This is a genomic window from Paenibacillus sp. FSL R10-2796 (assembly GCF_037965315.1).
Lineage (GTDB): Bacteria > Bacillota > Bacilli > Paenibacillales > Paenibacillaceae > Paenibacillus_AQ > Paenibacillus_AQ odorifer.
The window spans coordinates 4,910,706-4,927,654 of sequence record NZ_CP150178.1 but is presented as its reverse complement, the minus strand read 5'-3'; the positions used below and the strand labels follow the sequence as shown (position 1 = coordinate 4,927,654).

General features: G+C 44.8%; 17 protein-coding genes and 1 riboswitch. Of the genes, 11 read left to right on the top strand and 6 right to left on the bottom strand.

The genetic code is table 11. The features are described 5' to 3' along the window. Window positions 1-2 precede the first annotated feature (2 nt). The 10 genes from NST58_RS22395 (at window position 3) to NST58_RS22350 (ending at window position 9,378) form a co-directional block, all read left to right on the top strand. Window positions 3-536, top strand: coding sequence for a spore maturation protein (locus NST58_RS22395; RefSeq protein ID WP_036676158.1), 534 nt, complete (start codon window positions 3-5; stop codon window positions 534-536). A gap of 60 nt (window positions 537-596) precedes the next feature. Then, a complete protein-coding gene (locus NST58_RS22390) occupies window positions 597-941 on the top strand; it encodes an N-acetylmuramoyl-L-alanine amidase (RefSeq protein WP_339244231.1) in 345 nt (114 codons plus the stop codon). A 20-nt stretch (window positions 942-961) separates the two neighbouring features. Then, entirely contained in the window at window positions 962-1,720 is a 759-nt protein-coding gene (locus tag NST58_RS22385; RefSeq protein ID WP_036676166.1) for a pseudouridine synthase, read from the top strand. A 120-nt stretch (window positions 1,721-1,840) separates the two neighbouring features. Next, the gene (locus tag NST58_RS22380; protein ID WP_038572444.1) at window positions 1,841-2,362 is read left to right on the top strand and encodes a redoxin domain-containing protein; all 522 of its coding nucleotides are present in this window, start codon (window positions 1,841-1,843) and stop codon (window positions 2,360-2,362) included. Next, window positions 2,362-4,047: a cytochrome c biogenesis protein ResB gene (locus NST58_RS22375; protein WP_076218817.1), complete on the top strand. Its 1,686-nt coding sequence runs from the start codon at window positions 2,362-2,364 to the stop codon at window positions 4,045-4,047. Before NST58_RS22380 ends, NST58_RS22375 begins: the two co-directional genes overlap by 1 nt. Continuing rightward, window positions 4,044-5,306 (top strand): cytochrome c biogenesis protein CcsA, encoded by a 1,263-nt coding sequence (ccsA, locus tag NST58_RS22370; protein ID WP_036676173.1) that lies wholly within the window; start codon window positions 4,044-4,046, stop codon window positions 5,304-5,306. Before NST58_RS22375 ends, ccsA begins: the two co-directional genes overlap by 4 nt. A gap of 76 nt (window positions 5,307-5,382) precedes the next feature. After that, window positions 5,383-6,099 (top strand): response regulator transcription factor, encoded by a 717-nt coding sequence (locus tag NST58_RS22365; RefSeq protein WP_036676174.1) that lies wholly within the window; start codon window positions 5,383-5,385, stop codon window positions 6,097-6,099. Continuing rightward, window positions 6,100-7,536 (top strand): ATP-binding protein, encoded by a 1,437-nt coding sequence (locus tag NST58_RS22360; protein WP_076127471.1) that lies wholly within the window; start codon window positions 6,100-6,102, stop codon window positions 7,534-7,536. Between the two features lie 118 nt (window positions 7,537-7,654). Next, a complete protein-coding gene (gene glpK / locus NST58_RS22355; RefSeq protein ID WP_339244230.1) occupies window positions 7,655-9,148 on the top strand; it encodes a glycerol kinase GlpK in 1,494 nt (497 codons plus the stop codon). Window positions 9,149-9,162: 14 nt separating this feature from the next. After that, a complete protein-coding gene (locus NST58_RS22350; RefSeq protein WP_076184031.1) occupies window positions 9,163-9,378 on the top strand; it encodes a DNA-binding protein in 216 nt (71 codons plus the stop codon). 76 nt (window positions 9,379-9,454) lie between these two features. Here NST58_RS22350 and NST58_RS22345 read toward each other — a convergent pair whose 3' ends face one another. The 6 genes from NST58_RS22345 to NST58_RS22320 all read right to left on the bottom strand — a co-directional run bounded on the left by NST58_RS22345 (window position 9,455) and on the right by NST58_RS22320 (window position 15,832). After that, window positions 9,455-10,447, bottom strand: coding sequence for a ketoacyl-ACP synthase III (locus NST58_RS22345; RefSeq protein ID WP_076184028.1), 993 nt, complete (start codon window positions 10,445-10,447; stop codon window positions 9,455-9,457). Window positions 10,448-10,501: 54 nt separating this feature from the next. Beyond that, the gene (locus NST58_RS22340; RefSeq protein ID WP_076127478.1) at window positions 10,502-10,852 is read right to left on the bottom strand and encodes a hypothetical protein; all 351 of its coding nucleotides are present in this window, start codon (window positions 10,850-10,852) and stop codon (window positions 10,502-10,504) included. Window positions 10,853-11,057: 205 nt separating this feature from the next. Next, window positions 11,058-11,426, bottom strand: a complete 369-nt coding sequence (locus tag NST58_RS22335) for a carboxymuconolactone decarboxylase family protein (protein WP_036676184.1) — start codon at window positions 11,424-11,426, stop codon at window positions 11,058-11,060. 10 nt (window positions 11,427-11,436) lie between these two features. Then, window positions 11,437-13,077 (bottom strand): thiamine pyrophosphate-binding protein, encoded by a 1,641-nt coding sequence (locus NST58_RS22330; RefSeq protein WP_139329858.1) that lies wholly within the window; start codon window positions 13,075-13,077, stop codon window positions 11,437-11,439. A gap of 155 nt (window positions 13,078-13,232) precedes the next feature. Further along, window positions 13,233-13,329: riboswitch (cyclic di-GMP riboswitch) on the bottom strand. Between the two features lie 174 nt (window positions 13,330-13,503). Then, window positions 13,504-14,754 (bottom strand): HAMP domain-containing methyl-accepting chemotaxis protein, encoded by a 1,251-nt coding sequence (locus tag NST58_RS22325; RefSeq protein WP_036676188.1) that lies wholly within the window; start codon window positions 14,752-14,754, stop codon window positions 13,504-13,506. Window positions 14,755-14,875: 121 nt separating this feature from the next. Then, window positions 14,876-15,832, bottom strand: a complete 957-nt coding sequence (locus NST58_RS22320) for a YafY family protein (RefSeq protein WP_339244229.1) — start codon at window positions 15,830-15,832, stop codon at window positions 14,876-14,878. Between the two features lie 157 nt (window positions 15,833-15,989). On the opposite strand from NST58_RS22320, the gene NST58_RS22315 reads away from it, so the two are divergent. Then, a complete protein-coding gene (locus NST58_RS22315) occupies window positions 15,990-16,823 on the top strand; it encodes an SDR family NAD(P)-dependent oxidoreductase (protein WP_339244227.1) in 834 nt (277 codons plus the stop codon). Window positions 16,824-16,949: the final 126 nt, after the last annotated feature.

Genomic DNA, 16,949 nt, shown 5'->3' with positions numbered 1-16,949 from the left:
ATTTGTACCAGTTTATCAGTCTCATATCGGCATGGGCGATTCCGGTCATGATCACGTTCATCCCGCTCTATGCTTTTACGCGCAAAGTGCCAGTCTACGAATCCTTTGTTGAAGGTGCGAAAGATGGGTTTGGCACGGCCATTGCGATTATTCCCCATCTTGTGGGGATGCTGGTTGCGATCAGCGTTTTTCGCGCTTCCGGTGCGCTGGATTTTTTTATGGGCTTCATATCCCCAGCCCTGCGGGGGCTTGGTGTTCCGGCAGAAGTATTGCCGCTTGGTCTTCTGCGGCCGCTTACGGGGACTGGGTCGCTTGCTTACACTACGGATCTAATCCGTGTGCATGGCCCGGATTCTTTAATTGGTATGATTGCTTCCACCATACAGGGGAGCACAGATACTACGCTTTATGTTTTGACCGTTTACTTTGGAGCTGTAGGCGTACGGAATGGCCGTTATGCGCTTAAGGTTGGCCTGTTCTCCGATGTTGTCGGCTTTGTCGCCGCGATCGCTGTGTGTTTGCTATTATTTGGATAGTCACCCCATTGCCCCCCTGAACATATGCTATTGCAGCAATGTGGAGGGGGGCATTCCGCAATGAACTATAAAGGTTTTATTCTGCATCATTCTAGCTGCACATCCATTAACGGTAAAGGTTTTGACTTCTGGGTAGGAGTGGATGGCGCAATTTATGCAGCACCGCTACTGACAGATCCGGAGTATATTCATATTTGTTTGGAAGGTGATTTTGGTAAGAAAGTGGGCGATCCTCCAATATCCGGAAGGCAGGAGCAGCTTTTTGCAACGGCTAAACTCGTTTTAGAATTAGTAGAACGCTACCAAATCTCCCCTTTAATCATCGAACCCCACAATAAATCCTGCCCAGGAGCATTTTTTCCTTGGAATGAACTTGTGATTTATCCCTCTGATGGTTATCATTGATCTGAGGTGACTAGTCGAATATGGAAAGATTACAGAAAATTTTGGCGCAGGCCGGTGTGGCGTCCAGACGCAAGTGTGAAGAAATGATTTTGGCCGGTAAAGTGGAAGTCAACGGGGAACTCGTAACTACGCTTGGCACGAAGGTGGACCCCGCAACAGATATTATTAAAGTTTCCGGTAGACTGATCCGGGGCGAGAACAAAATCTATATTATGTTCAACAAACCTAAGGGAGTAATCACAAGCGCTTCCGATCCAAAGGGTCGTAAGGTTGTAACTGACTACCTAAAAGGAATTACTGAACGGGTTTACCCTGTAGGCCGGCTCGATTACGATACGGAAGGTTTGCTGCTGCTGACGAATGATGGGGACTTTGCTAACTTGCTGACTCATCCGAAGCATCATGTACCTAAGACGTATCATGCTACGGTCAAGGGTATACCGCATGGCACTGCATTGGACAAGCTGAAAGCTGGCATCAAGCTGGAAGATGGCATGACAGCGCCTGCGGAAGTAGAGTACAAGGATATTGATGAGGCAAATAAGGAAGCGGTTATCAGCATCACGATTCACGAGGGACGTAACCGTCAGGTACGACGCATGTTTGATGCGATTTCACACCCCGTACTCCGTCTGAAACGGATTTCATTCGGGGATATTATGCTGCAAAATCTCAAACGTGGCTCTTACCGTCATTTGACCAAGGATGAAATTAACCATCTGCAGCAAATTGCCAAAGCAGGATTGCTTAAAGAAAGAACTCCACGTAAAGAGTCATAAAGACACAGAATATTCACAATTAAACCCCCTAAAGCTGTGACGAAATTCGCTATAATGTTCATAGGATGTTCACACCTTACAACATAAGTATGAGTTGCGTCACAGAAGGGGGCTTTACGTGTGGGTAAAGCAAGAAAACCAATTCAAATCGTGATTCTGTTTCTAATTGTTATAGTGGGCGGTTATGCCATCGGTTCCTCTGTATTTGGGGGAAGCGGCAAACCAGAGGAAGGGAGCAAAGCACCTTCCTTTGATTTGCTTGGGCTTGACGGTCTGGCTCATACCCTAGACGAATATAAGGGCAAGACTATTGTGCTTAATTTCTGGGGCTCTTGGTGTGCACCTTGTGTCAAAGAAATGCCGGCTCTCCAAGCGCAATGGGAGAAATGGAAGGACAAAGACGTAGTGGTCTTAGGCATTAATGTGGGCGAAGACCGGATGACTGTCGAGAATTTTGTGAAGCAGGTAAACATCGATTTTCCGATTTTGATGGACACTGGACGTGATGCTGTACGAAGTTATGGTATTTCTCCGCTGCCAACTACCTTATTCATTAATTCCAAGGGTAAAATTGACAACATTCATATCGGCCAGCTTGATTTGAATTCACTTGATGATCAAATTGGGAAGCTGGTGGATTGATGAGTGAACGCGAGGCATTTATAACCAATACCAAATGTGAATGTGGTCACCAGAACCCTGTAGGTACTGTTTTATGCGAAGCATGCGGGAAGCCGTTGGGGAAGGAATCAGACTGGGGCGAGAATTTGGAAATGCGTTACGATGGCGTAGCTCGCCGATCTCAGCGCGTTAACCCGGGGATTATTGATCGGGTGTGGAACTTTTTCTCTTCCGTCAAAATAGCGATCTACCTGATCGTGCTGACACTTATAGGCTCTATGCTGGGGACGATTTTCCCGCAGGAGAGTACTTTTCTTAATATTGATGCCTCAGTTTATTACAAGCAAGAGTACGGAACAGCCGGATATATTTATCACAAACTTGGACTTTCACATACATACGAATCCTGGTGGTTTGTAACTCTACTCGTAATGATCGGCGCTTCACTTGTGATCTGTAGCTTGGATCGAGTACTTCCGCTCTATAAGGCCTTAACCAGACAGAAGATTCGGAAACATCGTCAGTTCTTAACTCGGCAAAAAGCTGTGTTAGTGACTGAAGTACAAGAGGAACCAGAAGCTTGGGTAACCCGGGTAATTCAGCCTATGCGTAAAAAGGGCTATCGCGTGAAGACGGATGGAGGGGCTCTGCTGGCAGAGAAACATCGCTTCAGCCGCTGGGGACCTTATGTAATACATATTGGCTTAATTATTTTTTTACTTGCTGTATTAGCAAGAGGATTGCCGGGACTGAACATGGATCAGCATCTTGCTTTCCCGCAAGGGGAGATCACACAGATTCCGGACACCACCTATTATTTGAAAAATGAGAAATTTACCGTGGAGTTTTATACGGAGGAAGAGATGCCTGAGGAATTTCGCGGCAAAAAAATACTTCCAAAGCTATTCCAGACCCAAGCTGTGCTTTATGAATGCACCGCGGATTGTGGAGACCCTTCGAAGGAACCGCAGCTATCCGAGGTGACGAAACATGATATCCAAGTAAATTCACCTTTGGATTATAAAGGATTGAAAGCGTATCAGTTTGATTATGATCTGACCCCTGTGCTGCGTTCGGTACAGCCTGAGCTTAAGAATTCCACCACTGGCGAGGCGTACGGCAAATTTAAGCTGGACATGAAGAACCCTCAGCGGGCAATTCAGGCGGGTCCTTATACTTTAACTTTGAAAGAAAAGTATATGGATTTTGGTCTAAATGAGGAGGGTCAGCCGATTTCCAAATCACCTTATCCGAATGCACCTGCTTTTTTGTTCCTGATACAAGGTCCGGATCTCCCGGCGGAAGGGCAGCAGTATTTCTATTTTCCTAAACAGGTGGATAAGGCGCAGTTTCAACAGGCTGCCATTAACGATAAGCTTGGCGGGAGCAATAGATTTCTTGAGCTTGAAGTGGACAACATGAGCGACGTTGATTTTTCGGAATCGACTACTTACTTGAATATACGTATTGATCGTGCAATGCCGTTTGTATGGCTAGGTGCAGCAATCGTGATGCTGGGTTTAGTGCTTGGCTTCTACTGGCAGCATAGACGTATCTGGCTTACCGTTGCTAACGGGGAGCTTATCCTCGGAGGACATACGAACAAGAACTGGTTCGGGTTCCGCCGTGAGATCGTTTCTATTTTAGAAAAAGTAGATCTGGTAGTCGATGAAAAATCATTAGATAATGGAGGAGGCCTTTCATGAGCTTGCTCGACATCAGCAGCGCTGTCTTTATTGCCGCATTTTTATTATACAGCGGTTCGTTTATGTTATTCACTATCGCCATCATGGGTCGCAAGTGGTCAGGCCGCAAGCCGGAGGAACATACCGCACGTTGGGGCAAAATTGCTTTTATTTTCTCTTCAATAGGTCTTATCTTTCATCTTATTTATTTCTTTACACGCTGGGCGGGCTCAGGGCATATTCCGGTCAGCAACATGTATGAGTTCATGACTTTTTTATCGATGATGGTGATGGTTGCCTTTACTGTGATGTACGCTATTTATCGTAAGGTAATCTTGGGTCTTTTTGCAGTTCCAATCAGTATTATTGTGATGGCTTATGCCGCAGTATTTCCACAGGAAGTACAGCCGCTGATTCCATCTCTTCAATCGAACTACTTAAAGATTCACGTAACACTGGCTGCACTAGGTGAATCCTTCTTCGCAGTAGGGTTTGCGGCGGGACTGATGTATCTGCTGCGAACAGTCAATTTTTCCAGTAAAGAGAAGGCGGATCGCAAGCAACAGAGGCTGGTCGAATTTACTCTCTTTTCAATCATTGTTATAATTGGGTTTCTGGGTTCTGTTTTTGCATTCCGAGGAGCAGGCTATGAAACTGTTTTTGTCCGTCCGAACGTTACGATTGACAGCCCCGGGCAGGAAAATAGTACAATAGAGAAAGTGAGTTATCGAATGCCGCCGATTGTGGCACCTCACAATAGCGAAATTGAGAGCTTCCAGTCGTTTCTTGGCATAAAAGAACCACTCTTTGAGGCACCATCTTGGATGAATGGTGTAAATGCTGGACGGAAGTTTAATACTGTAATTTGGTCACTCCTTTCGGGATTAATCCTCTACGGAGTTCTTCGCTTGATCGTACGTAAACCGCTGGGCACTGCTTTACACCCAGTGATGGACGGAATTGATGAGGGCGATCTAGATGAGATTACGTATAGGGCGATAGCCATTGGCTTTCCTATTTTCACATTAGGCGCTTTGATCTTTGCAATGATATGGGCGCAAATCGCTTGGGGAAGATTCTGGGGATGGGACCCTAAGGAAGTCTGGGCGCTTGTCACTTGGCTCTTCTATAGCGCTTATCTTCATTTACGTTTGGCTCGTGGATGGCAAGGAAGAAAATCTGCCTGGCTGGCTGTGCTTGGCTTCCTGGTCGTAATGTTTACTCTGGTTGGCGTTAATTTAGTCATCGCCGGACTTCATTCTTACGCGGGGACGGACTGAGCATAGTTTACCTGTTAACGTTGCACAATGGTTTAAAGGTTACGTTCTACTGTATTGATGAAGGGGTTGTAGTGAAATGGCAGATCATTTAAACAGAATTCTGGTAGTGGATGATGAGGAACGCATTCGCCGCCTGCTAAAGATGTATCTTGAAAAAGAAGGTTATGAAATCGATGAAGCGGAAGACGGAGAAATCGCTCTTCGTAAAGCAACAGCAAATGACTACGGTCTAATTTTGCTGGATGTTATGCTGCCTGGCATCGATGGGATGGAAGTGCTGACAAGACTCAGAGGAGTGAAGTCAACACCGGTCTTAATGCTTACAGCTAAAGGCGAAGAGATCAACCGTGTTCAAGGCTTTGAGATGGGCGCAGACGATTACGTTGTGAAGCCCTTCAGTCCACGTGAAGTCATTTACCGGGTGAAGGCTATTATGCGCCGTTCTTCGGCAACTGCTTTCTTGTCCAAGGAGAGCAATTCCAGCAATAACATTGTATTTACTCATCTTATTATTGAACATGATGCTCACCGTGTGACTGCTGGTGGTGAAGAAGTAAGTTTGACACCTAAAGAATATGAACTTCTGCATTATTTGGCTATTTCGCCTGATAAAGTATTTTCTCGTGAAGAACTGCTTAAGGATGTCTGGAATTATGAATTTTTCGGAGATTTGCGTACTGTAGATACTCACGTAAAACGTCTTCGTGAAAAACTGAATAAAGTATCACCGGAATCTGCAGCGATGATTACGACCGTATGGGGCGTAGGCTACAAACTAGAGGTACCTAAATAAGTGAACTTCTGGAGAAGTCTTGTCGGCAAACTGTGGGTTACGATCATCTGCCTGGTCGCTGTCGTGCTTATTACCTTGGGGTTATTTTTGCTTCCCTACATAGACAGTAACTTTGCCAATTCCGGAGATATCAAACGTTTATTTATGTATACTTGTATGATCGGATTTTCTTTGACGACATTTTTTGCATTGTTTTTGTTTACCAAAATTACTCAGCCGATGCAGCGTGTCATTGAAGCTGCGAATAACATTCGCCGGGGTGAATACGGAACAAGGCTTACGCTTGTCACAAGTGATGAAATTGGCCAGTTGGCTACTTCCTTTAACCACATGGCTGAGGAGCTTGAAGAGAACATTCGCAGTCTGCATCATGAGAAGGGGCATCTGTCTAGCGTACTGCGCAGTATGAGCGATGCTGTGATCACCTTTGACATTGAAGGGCAGATTATTTTGACCAATCCGCATGGCCAAGCTCTGCTAGAGAGCTGGAGCGATTTGCAGTGGGAACATGCGAGTGATGCTGAGCTCCATCCCGAAACGGCTGAGAGCAGTGTTCCTCCTCCCCTGCGTCCTTTATTTTTAAGCACCTTGAAGCAAGGTGGCGATGACCGCTCCAATGTACATGTACGGCAGGGCGTCTGGTCTGTTCATATGGCACCGTTATATTCTGAAGGCAGCATCCGGGGAGTAGTTGCTGTACTGCGGGATGTGACGGAAGAGGTGCGTCTGGAAAAGATGCGCAGAGACTTCGTAGCTAATGTCTCCCATGAAATCCGCACGCCATTGTCGATGATGCAAGGGTACAGTGAGGCTTTATTGGACGGGATGGCTTCATCCCCCGAAGAAAGCAGTGAGCTGATCCAGGTCATTCATGACGAATCACTGCGTATGGGGCGTCTGGTTAAGGATTTGCTTGATCTTGCCCGAATGGAAGCCGGACATACGGATATGATGAAAGCTCAGGTGGACATGAACGAACTGCTGGAACGAGTCTACCGTAAATTTTCTGTACGTGCGAAAGAGCGCGATATCCATCTTCACTTACAACAAGAGAGTGATATTGCTGTTCTGAAGGCGGCGGATGAGGATAAACTGGAACAAGTCTTAACCAATTTACTCGATAATGCTTTTCGCCACACACAGGGTGGCAAAAAAATCACGGTTCATACAGGAACTTGTGTATTAGAAGGCCGTCGTTATCTTGAGATTAAAATTCAGGATGAAGGGGTTGGAATTCCACCAGAGGATCTGCCGTATATATTTGACCGCTTCTACAAAGCTGATAAGGCGCGTGTACGGGGAGAATCAGGTGGAACGGGACTTGGGCTTGCGATTGTTAAAAATATTGTAGAGTCGCATCACGGGACCATCTCAGCTTCAAGCAAACTAGGCGAAAGTACAACCTTTACGCTAAGACTTCCTGTCGAAAAACAGTAATTCCAAACACAATGTGTGATAGCGCCTCTGACAGCAGAGGTGCTTTTTGTTGAAACAAACACATTAATCTTGTTCATCGTGGAACATATCTTGTAGGTTTTGCTTGGGAGGGCATAGAATGATTTTATCTTTAGACCAAGGTACTACCAGCTCACGAGCCATATTGTTCGATACGGAGGCTAAATGGGTCTCACAAGGTCAATATGAAGTTAAACAATCCTTCCCCCATCCAGGCTGGGTAGAGCATGACCCTGAGCAAATCTGGGCGTCACAGCTCGCAGCGGCAAGAGATGCGATTGCGCGGGGTGGCATAGCAGTTGAGGAGATCTCTGCCATCGGAATAACCAATCAGAGAGAAACAGCTTTAATCTGGGATAAAATAACGGGCAAACCGATATACCCTGCGATTGTGTGGCAGGACAGGCGTACTGCAGAGCAATGTGAAGAACTTAAAAGTAAAGGGCTGGAGCAAGTTATTGCGAGCAAGACGGGCCTTGTTGTAGATGCTTATTTCTCAGCTACCAAAATCTCCTGGATACTGGATCATGTGGATGGCGCCCGAGAGCGGGCGAATCGAGGGGAACTTCTAGCGGGGACGATCGACAGCTGGTTAATTTGGAGACTTACTTGCGGAGCCGTACATGTCACGGATGTTACCAATGCCTCACGTACGATGCTGTTTAATCTTCATGAACGGTGCTGGGATGAAGAGCTAATGGAAGAGCTTCGTATTCCGCGTGCCATCCTGCCAGAAGTAAGAATGTCTGGCGGCGAATTTGGAGTAGCAGACAAACAGTGGTTCGGGGCGGACATTCCAATTCGCTCTGTACTTGGAGATCAACAGGCCGCATTGTTTGGACATACTTGTCTAGAACCCGGCAGTGCCAAAAACACCTATGGTACAGGCTGCTTTATTCTAATGAACACAGGCACAGAAGCTGTAGCCTCCAGCCATGGCTTGTTGACCACTGTAGCTTGGGGTATGGGAGATGAACTCTATTATGCTCTCGAGGGCAGTGTGTTCGTGGCCGGAGCGGCCGTTCAGTGGCTGCAGGAGGGGCTTGGTCTTATAGAGGATCCAGCAGGCTCAGAAGATAAAGCACGGGAAGTAGAGGACAGTGAAGGGGTTATCGTTGTGCCTGCGTTTACCGGACTGGGGGCACCCTATTGGGATATGTATGCCCGTGGAGCCATATTTGGCCTTACTAGAGGCACTACCTCAGGACATCTGGTACGAGCTACATTGGAGTCCTTAGCCTTTCAATCTAGAGATGTAATAGGAGCTATGGAAAAAGACGCAGGCATGCCATTGACCGGCCTTCGTGTGGATGGCGGAGCTGTGCGTAACGATTTGCTGATGCAATTCCAGTCTGATATCCTGGGCAGTGAGGTTACTAGAACAACCTATGCGGAGACAACAGCTTTGGGTGCGGCGCTTCTGGCCGGGTTAACATCCAGAGTGTGGACACGTGCCCAGCTAGAGAGCTTCAACAAGGCTGAGAGGGTCTTCTCGCCTGAGATGGGTATAACTGAGCGGGAAGGTCGTTACAACGCCTGGAAGGACGCTGTAGCGCGTACCATGGGTTGGGAGAAGCATGAAGGATATCAGTGATAAAGGGGCTGTATATGTCTATGGTTAACGGAACCGAATCTGATCTGCCGGGCGGACTATCTAAGCCGGCGCTTCGAGCCCTGCATGGGGCTGGATATGTTCAGCTTCAACAATTCAGCAAGCTTACGGAGGCAGAGCTTCTGCAGCTACATGGATTGGGGCCAAAGGCGATCGTTCTACTGCGGAGTGCTCTCGCGGAAAAGGGGCTCACCTTTGCAAGTAAGTCCTGATGTTGCGTTCATATTTATATTAAAAAGCGGCAAGCTTAGGTGAATCCCTAGCTTGCCGCTTTTTGTTATACAGCTCCTAATATTCAATAACAAATGCTACATTTTGCCAACCGGCGCCCACTGTCCAGAACAGGACTTTATCACCACGTTCGATCTTTCCAGTAGTTACAGCTTTATGTAGAGCAATAAATGGGCTGCTGGTAGAGGTATATCCGAATTCATCCCCTATGTATACCGCTACATTGCGATCAATGCCGACTTTCTCACACATCTCTAAGATATTAGGCAATGAAAACTGTGAGAAGCAGGCTGCTTTAATGGCTTCAGGCGCGATATTGTTGTTAGACAGTAGAGTACGAATAGACTCAGAAGCAGCATCTATGCAAATGGAATCATCAAAAGGAATAAACTTCACATTAAACTCTCCAGCCGCTACACCTTGCTTACCCAGTTTAGCCAGGCCTGCGCACGGGAATTTGGAATTATCGCAAACACAAGGATCCGTTTGGTAGATAGAGTCAATGAAACCGACTACATCCTCAGCCTGTTCAAGAATGACAGCCGCCGCTGCATCACCGAAGTTAGCGTAGTAGACTGGATCATTCTTATCGGCATGAGGGGTTACATAATCGGAGCCGATGACCAACGCTCGTTTAATCCTAGGATTCGCTTGCATCTGACGGCTAACCTGTTCCACAGAAGCCGTCATACCCGCACAATTAGCATTGCTGTCAATGCAGATTGTATGGGATGCGCCTTTGATCAAACGGTGAATCATTAATGAGTTGGTAGGAAAGATATACTCAGGAGTTTGACTTGCATAGGCAATAAGGTCGATATCGGCACCTGTGAGACTACTTTTCTCCAGAACATTCCTGGCAGCCTCAAAAGCCATCGTAAGGGAATTCTCATCCGCATCCTTAATACTATACCGTGTAATACGACCTAATGCGGATAATAGACCTCGAATATCAATGCCTTTTTCGTCAAAATGCTTAATGAAAAAGTCGTTACCAACTATATTGCTGGGATGATAGATATCAATGCCTTTAATACGAATTCCGGTCATAATACGCCTCCAGGAAAGCAGTAAAATGTGGCCTACATATTAAGATTAAAAGATCTAGACTGTAACCGCAGAAATGATCTCGATGTTATCGAGTCCAGCTTTACGGCCAAGACGGGAAAGCTGCATTTTGAGGATCGGGTTATTTTCAAGCGTTAGATTTACTTTTACAAATCCATCATTCTTAAACATTACAAAGCAGCTTTCTAAAAGAGGTACAACATCTGGTGCAGTTACATTTAGCTTTCTGCAGTCGATTTTTAGTTCATAGTCAGCTGGAGTAATTGGATTGATAGTTTGTTGATAAGCTTGAATAGATTTTAGACCATCTTCTTCAGAAAATGTTCCATCTAACTCAATGTTAATAACCTTGTTTGTAGTGTCTGTCTTCAAAACGAAACTTCCCATGCCTAAATCTCTCCCATAGATTGAATTTGTCCAAAACAGTTCGACTGCAATATCCAGCCATGTATATCCATTTAGCTGTTTTATAAAAGTCAAAATTCGACACTATACAGCAAGTAATGGGATATTCCGACTCTATTATAGGCATATTTTTCAAGTGTATGCAATAATAAAGTCGAATTTTGTATATTGTTGTCGAACTGTTGGGTTATTGGATTTCTTCTATGGTTGCAAGCAGGATATTAAAAGCTGTGATGATTCTAGGTGCCCCTATAACGGGTACTAAGTGTAATAGAATACCTTTAAGCTGTTCTACGGTAACTCCAACACGAAGGGCCATGACATAATGAACGCCCAACTGTTCGAATTGACCCATTGAAATTAAAGATGAAATGACTGCGATTTCCTTCCAGTCAGGGGCTATAGTATTACGTTGAAAAATATCGCCATAGGCATTCCCCATAATAAATTCAGCCAAGTCAGGGAAGTGGTCTTTAATTGGAGCTAGTGCTTTTGCGCCATAGTCTCCTGATAGATTCGTGAAGTGGTTGAGACCACTGTTGATATTTTCCTTCATGGTTAGCCTCCTAGTTTAGGTTCAAAGTACGGTGTGCAGTCGGAGGGACTTCATCACGGTCTGTTAGTAGTTCAATAACGGCAACATGGTTTAGAGCTACCGCATCTTTAATTGCAGCTGTGAATTCATCCGCAGTCTCACATTTGTAGCCTTTAGCACCTAGAGATTCAGCGAATTTTACGGCGTCCATTGGTACTTCATATAGAGTTCCATCGATACGACCTGTGGTTTTCTCCATACCCTTAAGAGCCATATCTAGTTGCTTATTATTGACCACGATAAAGATGACAGGGATATCTTTGCAGACAGCGGTGTTAATCTCAGCGCCGAGCATCATGAAACAACCATCACCTGTAATGCAGAGGACAGTTTCTTCAGGAGCAGCAACTTTTGCACCAATAGCCATGCCGATCGAATTACCCATGCAAGCAAAATACGCATCAAAAACAAAGCTGCCCGGTTTCTTAACCTTGTACCATTTTGCAGCGTGGAATCCATGACTTCCATCATCAACGAAAATTGAATTATTATAAGGGATCAAATCACTTAAAGTGCTCATTACCGAAGCAAGGGAAAGATTCTTGAGGGTTGGAAGCTCTTCTGAATAATCCGCATCGGCCAAAGCCTCACGTTTGGTGATTGTGCTTGGGTCAATATGATTTAGGCAGTGCACCAAATTATCGCGCAGGTCCCCAGTGACCGGTATCGTTTTGGACAATAGTATTTTTCCGACAAAGGTTGGATCAATATCAAATTGAATTAAAGTTGCTGGATGATTCTCCCGTTTAAGATTACAGATGGTCATATCACTTAAACGTGATCCAAGCACTATAAATAAATCGCTTTTATTCAATAAATCGTCCCCGTGGGTCGAACCGCCAACGCCAATAGGACCATGATAGAGTGGGTGATCCCAGACTATAGCCCCTTTTCCACCAGGAGATGTTACTACAGGAATATTAAATGTTTCTGCGAGTTGAACAAGCTCTTTATGTGCTCCGGAGCGGTTAATTCCTTTACCCGCAATAATCAAAGGATTCTTAGCAGCTTGAATAGCATCGATGACTCTATCGATATTAGCTTGACTAATTAGAGACTCTCTTTCTGGGATTACTATATTGCATTCTTCCAATACTTCAGTTTGTACATCAAAAGGAATACAAAGATGAACAGGACCCCGTTTGGTCAGGGCCACAGAAATCGCATGATTAAAAATAGTACCAAAGTGATCCCCACGTTCAACCAATTTACTGAACAAGGTGGCAGGTCTGAACATATCAGCTAAATCAGCCAGAAAAGAGGTGGAGTCCTGACATTGAGGAATTCCAAGCTCTGTAATGGATTGGTGGCCGGTAATAAATAGGACAGGTAGGTTGTTAGCTTTCGCATGTGCTGCTGCTGTAAGCAGGTTAGTTCCCCCAGGACCCGAAGTACCAAATGCTACGCCTAGGTTACCCGTTTTCAGCGCATACCCTGCTGCTTCGAATCCGGAGCTTGCTTCATGTCTGCCGGGAATAAATTCAATACCGTAATCCACCATCTTTAGAACAATTGGACAAATGGATTTGCCAATGATCCCAAAAGAATGGGTGACTCCAAGGTTACGTAGTGCTTCCGCCATGTAATCTGCGACTGTCTTCAAAAGAAACACCTCACAAGTTTTTTGATATATATTAGTTATTAATCTACCGAATAGATACGATAGATCAATATACTCAAAAAGTAAAAACCTGTGCTCTATAGTAAGCACAGGTTGGTGGCATAAGGCGCCGCTAAGACTGAACAATAGTTCAGCCGTCCTGGTTCCTCTGCAACCTGGCAATCATGGCCTCAAACGAAAAAATGAGGCTGTAGATCCATGGTTTTGCGTCATCCTCTTTCGAGGATTTTGCCAATATTAATTTATAGTTGATAAGAATAATTTTACTTTACAATATATTCCTCATTAATTTTTGTCAACATAATCCGCTAAAAAAACTCGAAATTTGACGAAAGTCTTGTCCAAGAGATGAAGTTTTGCCTCGCGAAAAAAACTGCCACCTAAGACTCAGCTTAGGTGGCAGTTGATAGTTTTGAACTAGAATTTAAAGATATGAATGGTTTTTTGCAGATTAAATACGGCCTGGGTCATTTTTTCCGTTTCTTCTGCAACAGACTGCAGGGCATTAATCTGTTCATTCATAGCCGCCGATACCTCTTCCGTGCCAGCAGCAGTTTCTTCGGTGATAGCTGAGATATTCTCAATTGCACTGGAAATTTTCAAGGCACTTTCTAGCATAAGATCACTCTCCGCAGAGAATGAAGAGATTTGCTCGGTAATGTACTGCACGCTTTGTACAATTTGTGCGAAAATATGGGCAGATTGAGTGATCATTTCATTCTGAACCTGCACAACCTCTTCATTGATGGCAATATTATCGATGGCTTGTTTAATATCTGACTCAATGCTGCGGACCAAGCCGAATACTTCTTTTGTGGATGCCGTAGATTCTTCAGCAAGCTTGCGGACCTCTTGAGCTACAACGGCAAAACCCCGACCATGCTCTCCGGCACGAGCAGCTTCGATGGAGGCATTCAGTGACAGCAGGTTGGTCTGCTCAGCGATCTCTGTGATGGTCTTGGTGATCATCGTAATCCCGCGGGCATTTTGTGAGAGAGCTTCAATAGTATCAGCCACTTTTTGTGTAGCCTCTATGTTTTTACGCATGCCTTCAGCCTGTGTATCTACGGATTGGCGCCCTTGCTCAACAAGTTCTAAGGTATGTATTGAACGTCTGTTCATTTCTTTGGTGGAGTTCGTATAATTGGATACTTTGGTCTCAATGTCTTTAATGGATTCTGTCATATCAGCGATATCCGTAGATATTTCATTTGCACCAAGAGCGAGCTCAGTAGAAGAAGAGGCTACTTGTGCCATGACAATTTTCAGGTTCTGGTTCTTATCTTCGATTCCGCGGCTTGCATCCATAACTTGACGGGTGATCTGCGATGCATCGGTCAGAATCTTCTTGAGCTTATCAATCATTGTGTTAAAGGAGCGGCTTACGTCACCCATTGAGCCATTTTCGTCCGCTCTGCTAGTGAAATCGCCCTTCGAAATACTGTGAGATACATTAGCAATATCATCAAAAGATGATGTAAGCGTTCTCTCCACGAAGCGAGCAACAGGTAAAGTCAGACCTGCAAGAACAACTACTAGTATAATTCCTACGAGAAATTGACCTAGAATCATTAACGTAACTAAGACAGGAATAGCAAACAGTGCGGCAACGAGGTAACATCCGGCAACAATTCTTTGTTTTAACGGAAGTTTGTGCATCCAGCTCATTGGTAAAATGTCCCCCTTATTAAATTTTATGTAATGGTGTTATTATAGGGGATTTATAGGTCATTGGTCTATAGAGAAGTGTCATAAATCTTCTTTAAGTAGTAGATATTTAGAATTCATGTCAAAATTCCTCATATATTGTGGAAATTGTTTTAATAGCAGACTTTACCATCCCTACTAGTTCGATAGGAGCTAAAACAATAACTGAAGGAGAGAAAGAGAGTACGATACGACAGGCAGATTCTATAGCATTAAATTCGGCCTCCACGTTCATCCACCCAGTATTAGCAGAGGGTTCTACTAAAGTTATAGTTACATATCTTTCACGTTGTAATTCTTTAAGAATAGACTCATTCACCTTTAAGTTCACTACATATTTTGGCAGTGCTGCTTTAAAAGCTAAAGTCGATTGTTCCCAGTAGCTTTTTAAATCAAAAGCCTCAGGTCTGACAAATGATTCATAAGTTGCGTCAGCTTGTATTAATCTCGACACGCGAAAAGTCCGCATTTCACCCACGGTTCGTGCCACTACATACCAAACTCCACGTTTTGCGACTAACCCGAGAGGTTCAATGAAACGCTCCTTCATCTCGTCATTCCGTGGGTAAGTGATCTTCACTTTACGGTCTTCCCAAACAGCTTCCTGCAGGACAGATAGGAACGGATATGTCTCGTCGGAAGGGTGCCAGCTGGCACCATCTATATGAATGCGCTGGCTCAGGTAACTGGCTGGATTATTCGGCCTGGATGGGGAAGCAGCCTCCAGCTTAAGCACGGCAGAAGAGAAGTCGTTTTGTATACCCAGATCTTTTAAGATTGAGGAGTCTGCGGACAGCAGCAGAGTTGCAATCTCTGAGGGCTTCATACCCGTTAAGGAGGTCCGGTATCCTTCTGTGAGCATCCAACCCCCTTCACGTCCCCGTTCGGCAAGAATCGGTATTCCTGCTGTACATAAGGCTTCCATATCTCTAAACACAGTTCGTTCAGACACTTCTAAGGTCTGGGCTAGCTCACGGGACGTCATCTTTCCACGATTTTGCAGCAAAAGTAAGATGGATAACAAACGATCGGCTCTCATTAAGGGACACTCCTCCTCCTAATAAATGTTGGCTAGTTCTTAATTAATTATTATATTATATATGTCAGTTGATGTCATATTAAAGAATTATACTATATAAGGTAAGGATTAAATACAGAACATTTAGAGAAAAACAAGTGTAGAAAGGATTGAGAATATGACTTTAAAAGGAAGAGTAGCATTGGTCACCGGAGGCAGCAGAGGTGCTGGTAGAGGAATTGCATTGGAGCTGGCAAGGAAAGGTGCATTCGTTTATATTACGGGCAGAACGACAGAGGCTTCTGGCATAGAGCATAGCAAGCGGAGCATTGATAACGTACTTAGGGAAATAAAAGCGGAGGGAGGGTCCGGCAGCGCCATACGATGTGATCATACAAAAGATCAGGAGACAGAAGCGGTCATTCGCCAGATTGCTTCAGAGCAAGGAAAGCTTGATATTTTAGTCAATAATGTATGGGGCGGCAACGATTTACCTATTGAGCAGAAGTCTTTCTGGGAGCTTCCTACAGCGCATTGGGACAATATGTTTAATGCGGGTGTGAGGGCACAGTTGATAACAAACTATTATGCAATACCATTAATGCGTGAGGCAAAAGCTGGCGGTCTAATCATCCACACAACCTTTTGGGATCATTACAAATATCTAGGAAATTTCTATTATGATCTTTCTAAAAATACACTTGTGCGTATGGCCTACGGGTTATCGAATGAGCTTAAAGAGGACAACATTGCAGTTATTCCGCTTACTCCGGGCTGGATGAGGACAGAGGCGGTGTTGGAGAGCATGAACACGGATGAGGAGCATTGGCATGAGGTTAAAGAATTGCAGATGACTGAATCCACAACCTATATCGGTAGAGCAGCCGCTGCTCTAGCAGCCGATCCTAAGGTTATGTCTATAACCGGACAACCGCAGCAGGTTGCTAAGCTGGCTGAAAAGTATGGATTTACAGACATCGATGGTCGGACTGTTCCCGCATTCTTAGTCTAAACAGCAAACTTGATCTGTTTGATCCCATATGTGCGTATGAAGCAGTATAGGACACAGCTGATCTATAATGCAGCATTTTCGTATATTTAGAACGCTATCGGTCCCCAGAGACGCTATTGATAGGCA

Bases quoted from the DNA above. Each gene is read 5' to 3' on its own strand.
- NST58_RS22390 (WP_339244231.1), top strand. From the start codon at position 597: ATGAACTATAAAGGTTTTATTCTGCATCATTCTAGCTGCACATCCATT.
- NST58_RS22385 (WP_036676166.1), top strand. From the start codon at position 962: ATGGAAAGATTACAGAAAATTTTGGCGCAGGCCGGTGTGGCGTCCAGA.
- NST58_RS22375 (WP_076218817.1), top strand. From the start codon at position 2,362: ATGAGTGAACGCGAGGCATTTATAACCAATACCAAATGTGAATGTGGT.
- ccsA (WP_036676173.1), top strand. From the start codon at position 4,044: ATGAGCTTGCTCGACATCAGCAGCGCTGTCTTTATTGCCGCATTTTTA.
- NST58_RS22365 (WP_036676174.1), top strand. From the start codon at position 5,383: ATGGCAGATCATTTAAACAGAATTCTGGTAGTGGATGATGAGGAACGC.
- glpK (WP_339244230.1), top strand. From the start codon at position 7,655: ATGATTTTATCTTTAGACCAAGGTACTACCAGCTCACGAGCCATATTG.
- NST58_RS22350 (WP_076184031.1), top strand. From the start codon at position 9,163: ATGTCTATGGTTAACGGAACCGAATCTGATCTGCCGGGCGGACTATCT.
- NST58_RS22345 (WP_076184028.1), bottom strand. From the start codon at position 10,447: ATGACCGGAATTCGTATTAAAGGCATTGATATCTATCATCCCAGCAAT.
- NST58_RS22340 (WP_076127478.1), bottom strand. From the start codon at position 10,852: ATGGGAAGTTTCGTTTTGAAGACAGACACTACAAACAAGGTTATTAAC.
- NST58_RS22335 (WP_036676184.1), bottom strand. From the start codon at position 11,426: ATGAAGGAAAATATCAACAGTGGTCTCAACCACTTCACGAATCTATCA.
- NST58_RS22325 (WP_036676188.1), bottom strand. From the start codon at position 14,754: ATGAGCTGGATGCACAAACTTCCGTTAAAACAAAGAATTGTTGCCGGA.
- NST58_RS22320 (WP_339244229.1), bottom strand. From the start codon at position 15,832: ATGAGAGCCGATCGTTTGTTATCCATCTTACTTTTGCTGCAAAATCGT.
- NST58_RS22315 (WP_339244227.1), top strand. From the start codon at position 15,990: ATGACTTTAAAAGGAAGAGTAGCATTGGTCACCGGAGGCAGCAGAGGT.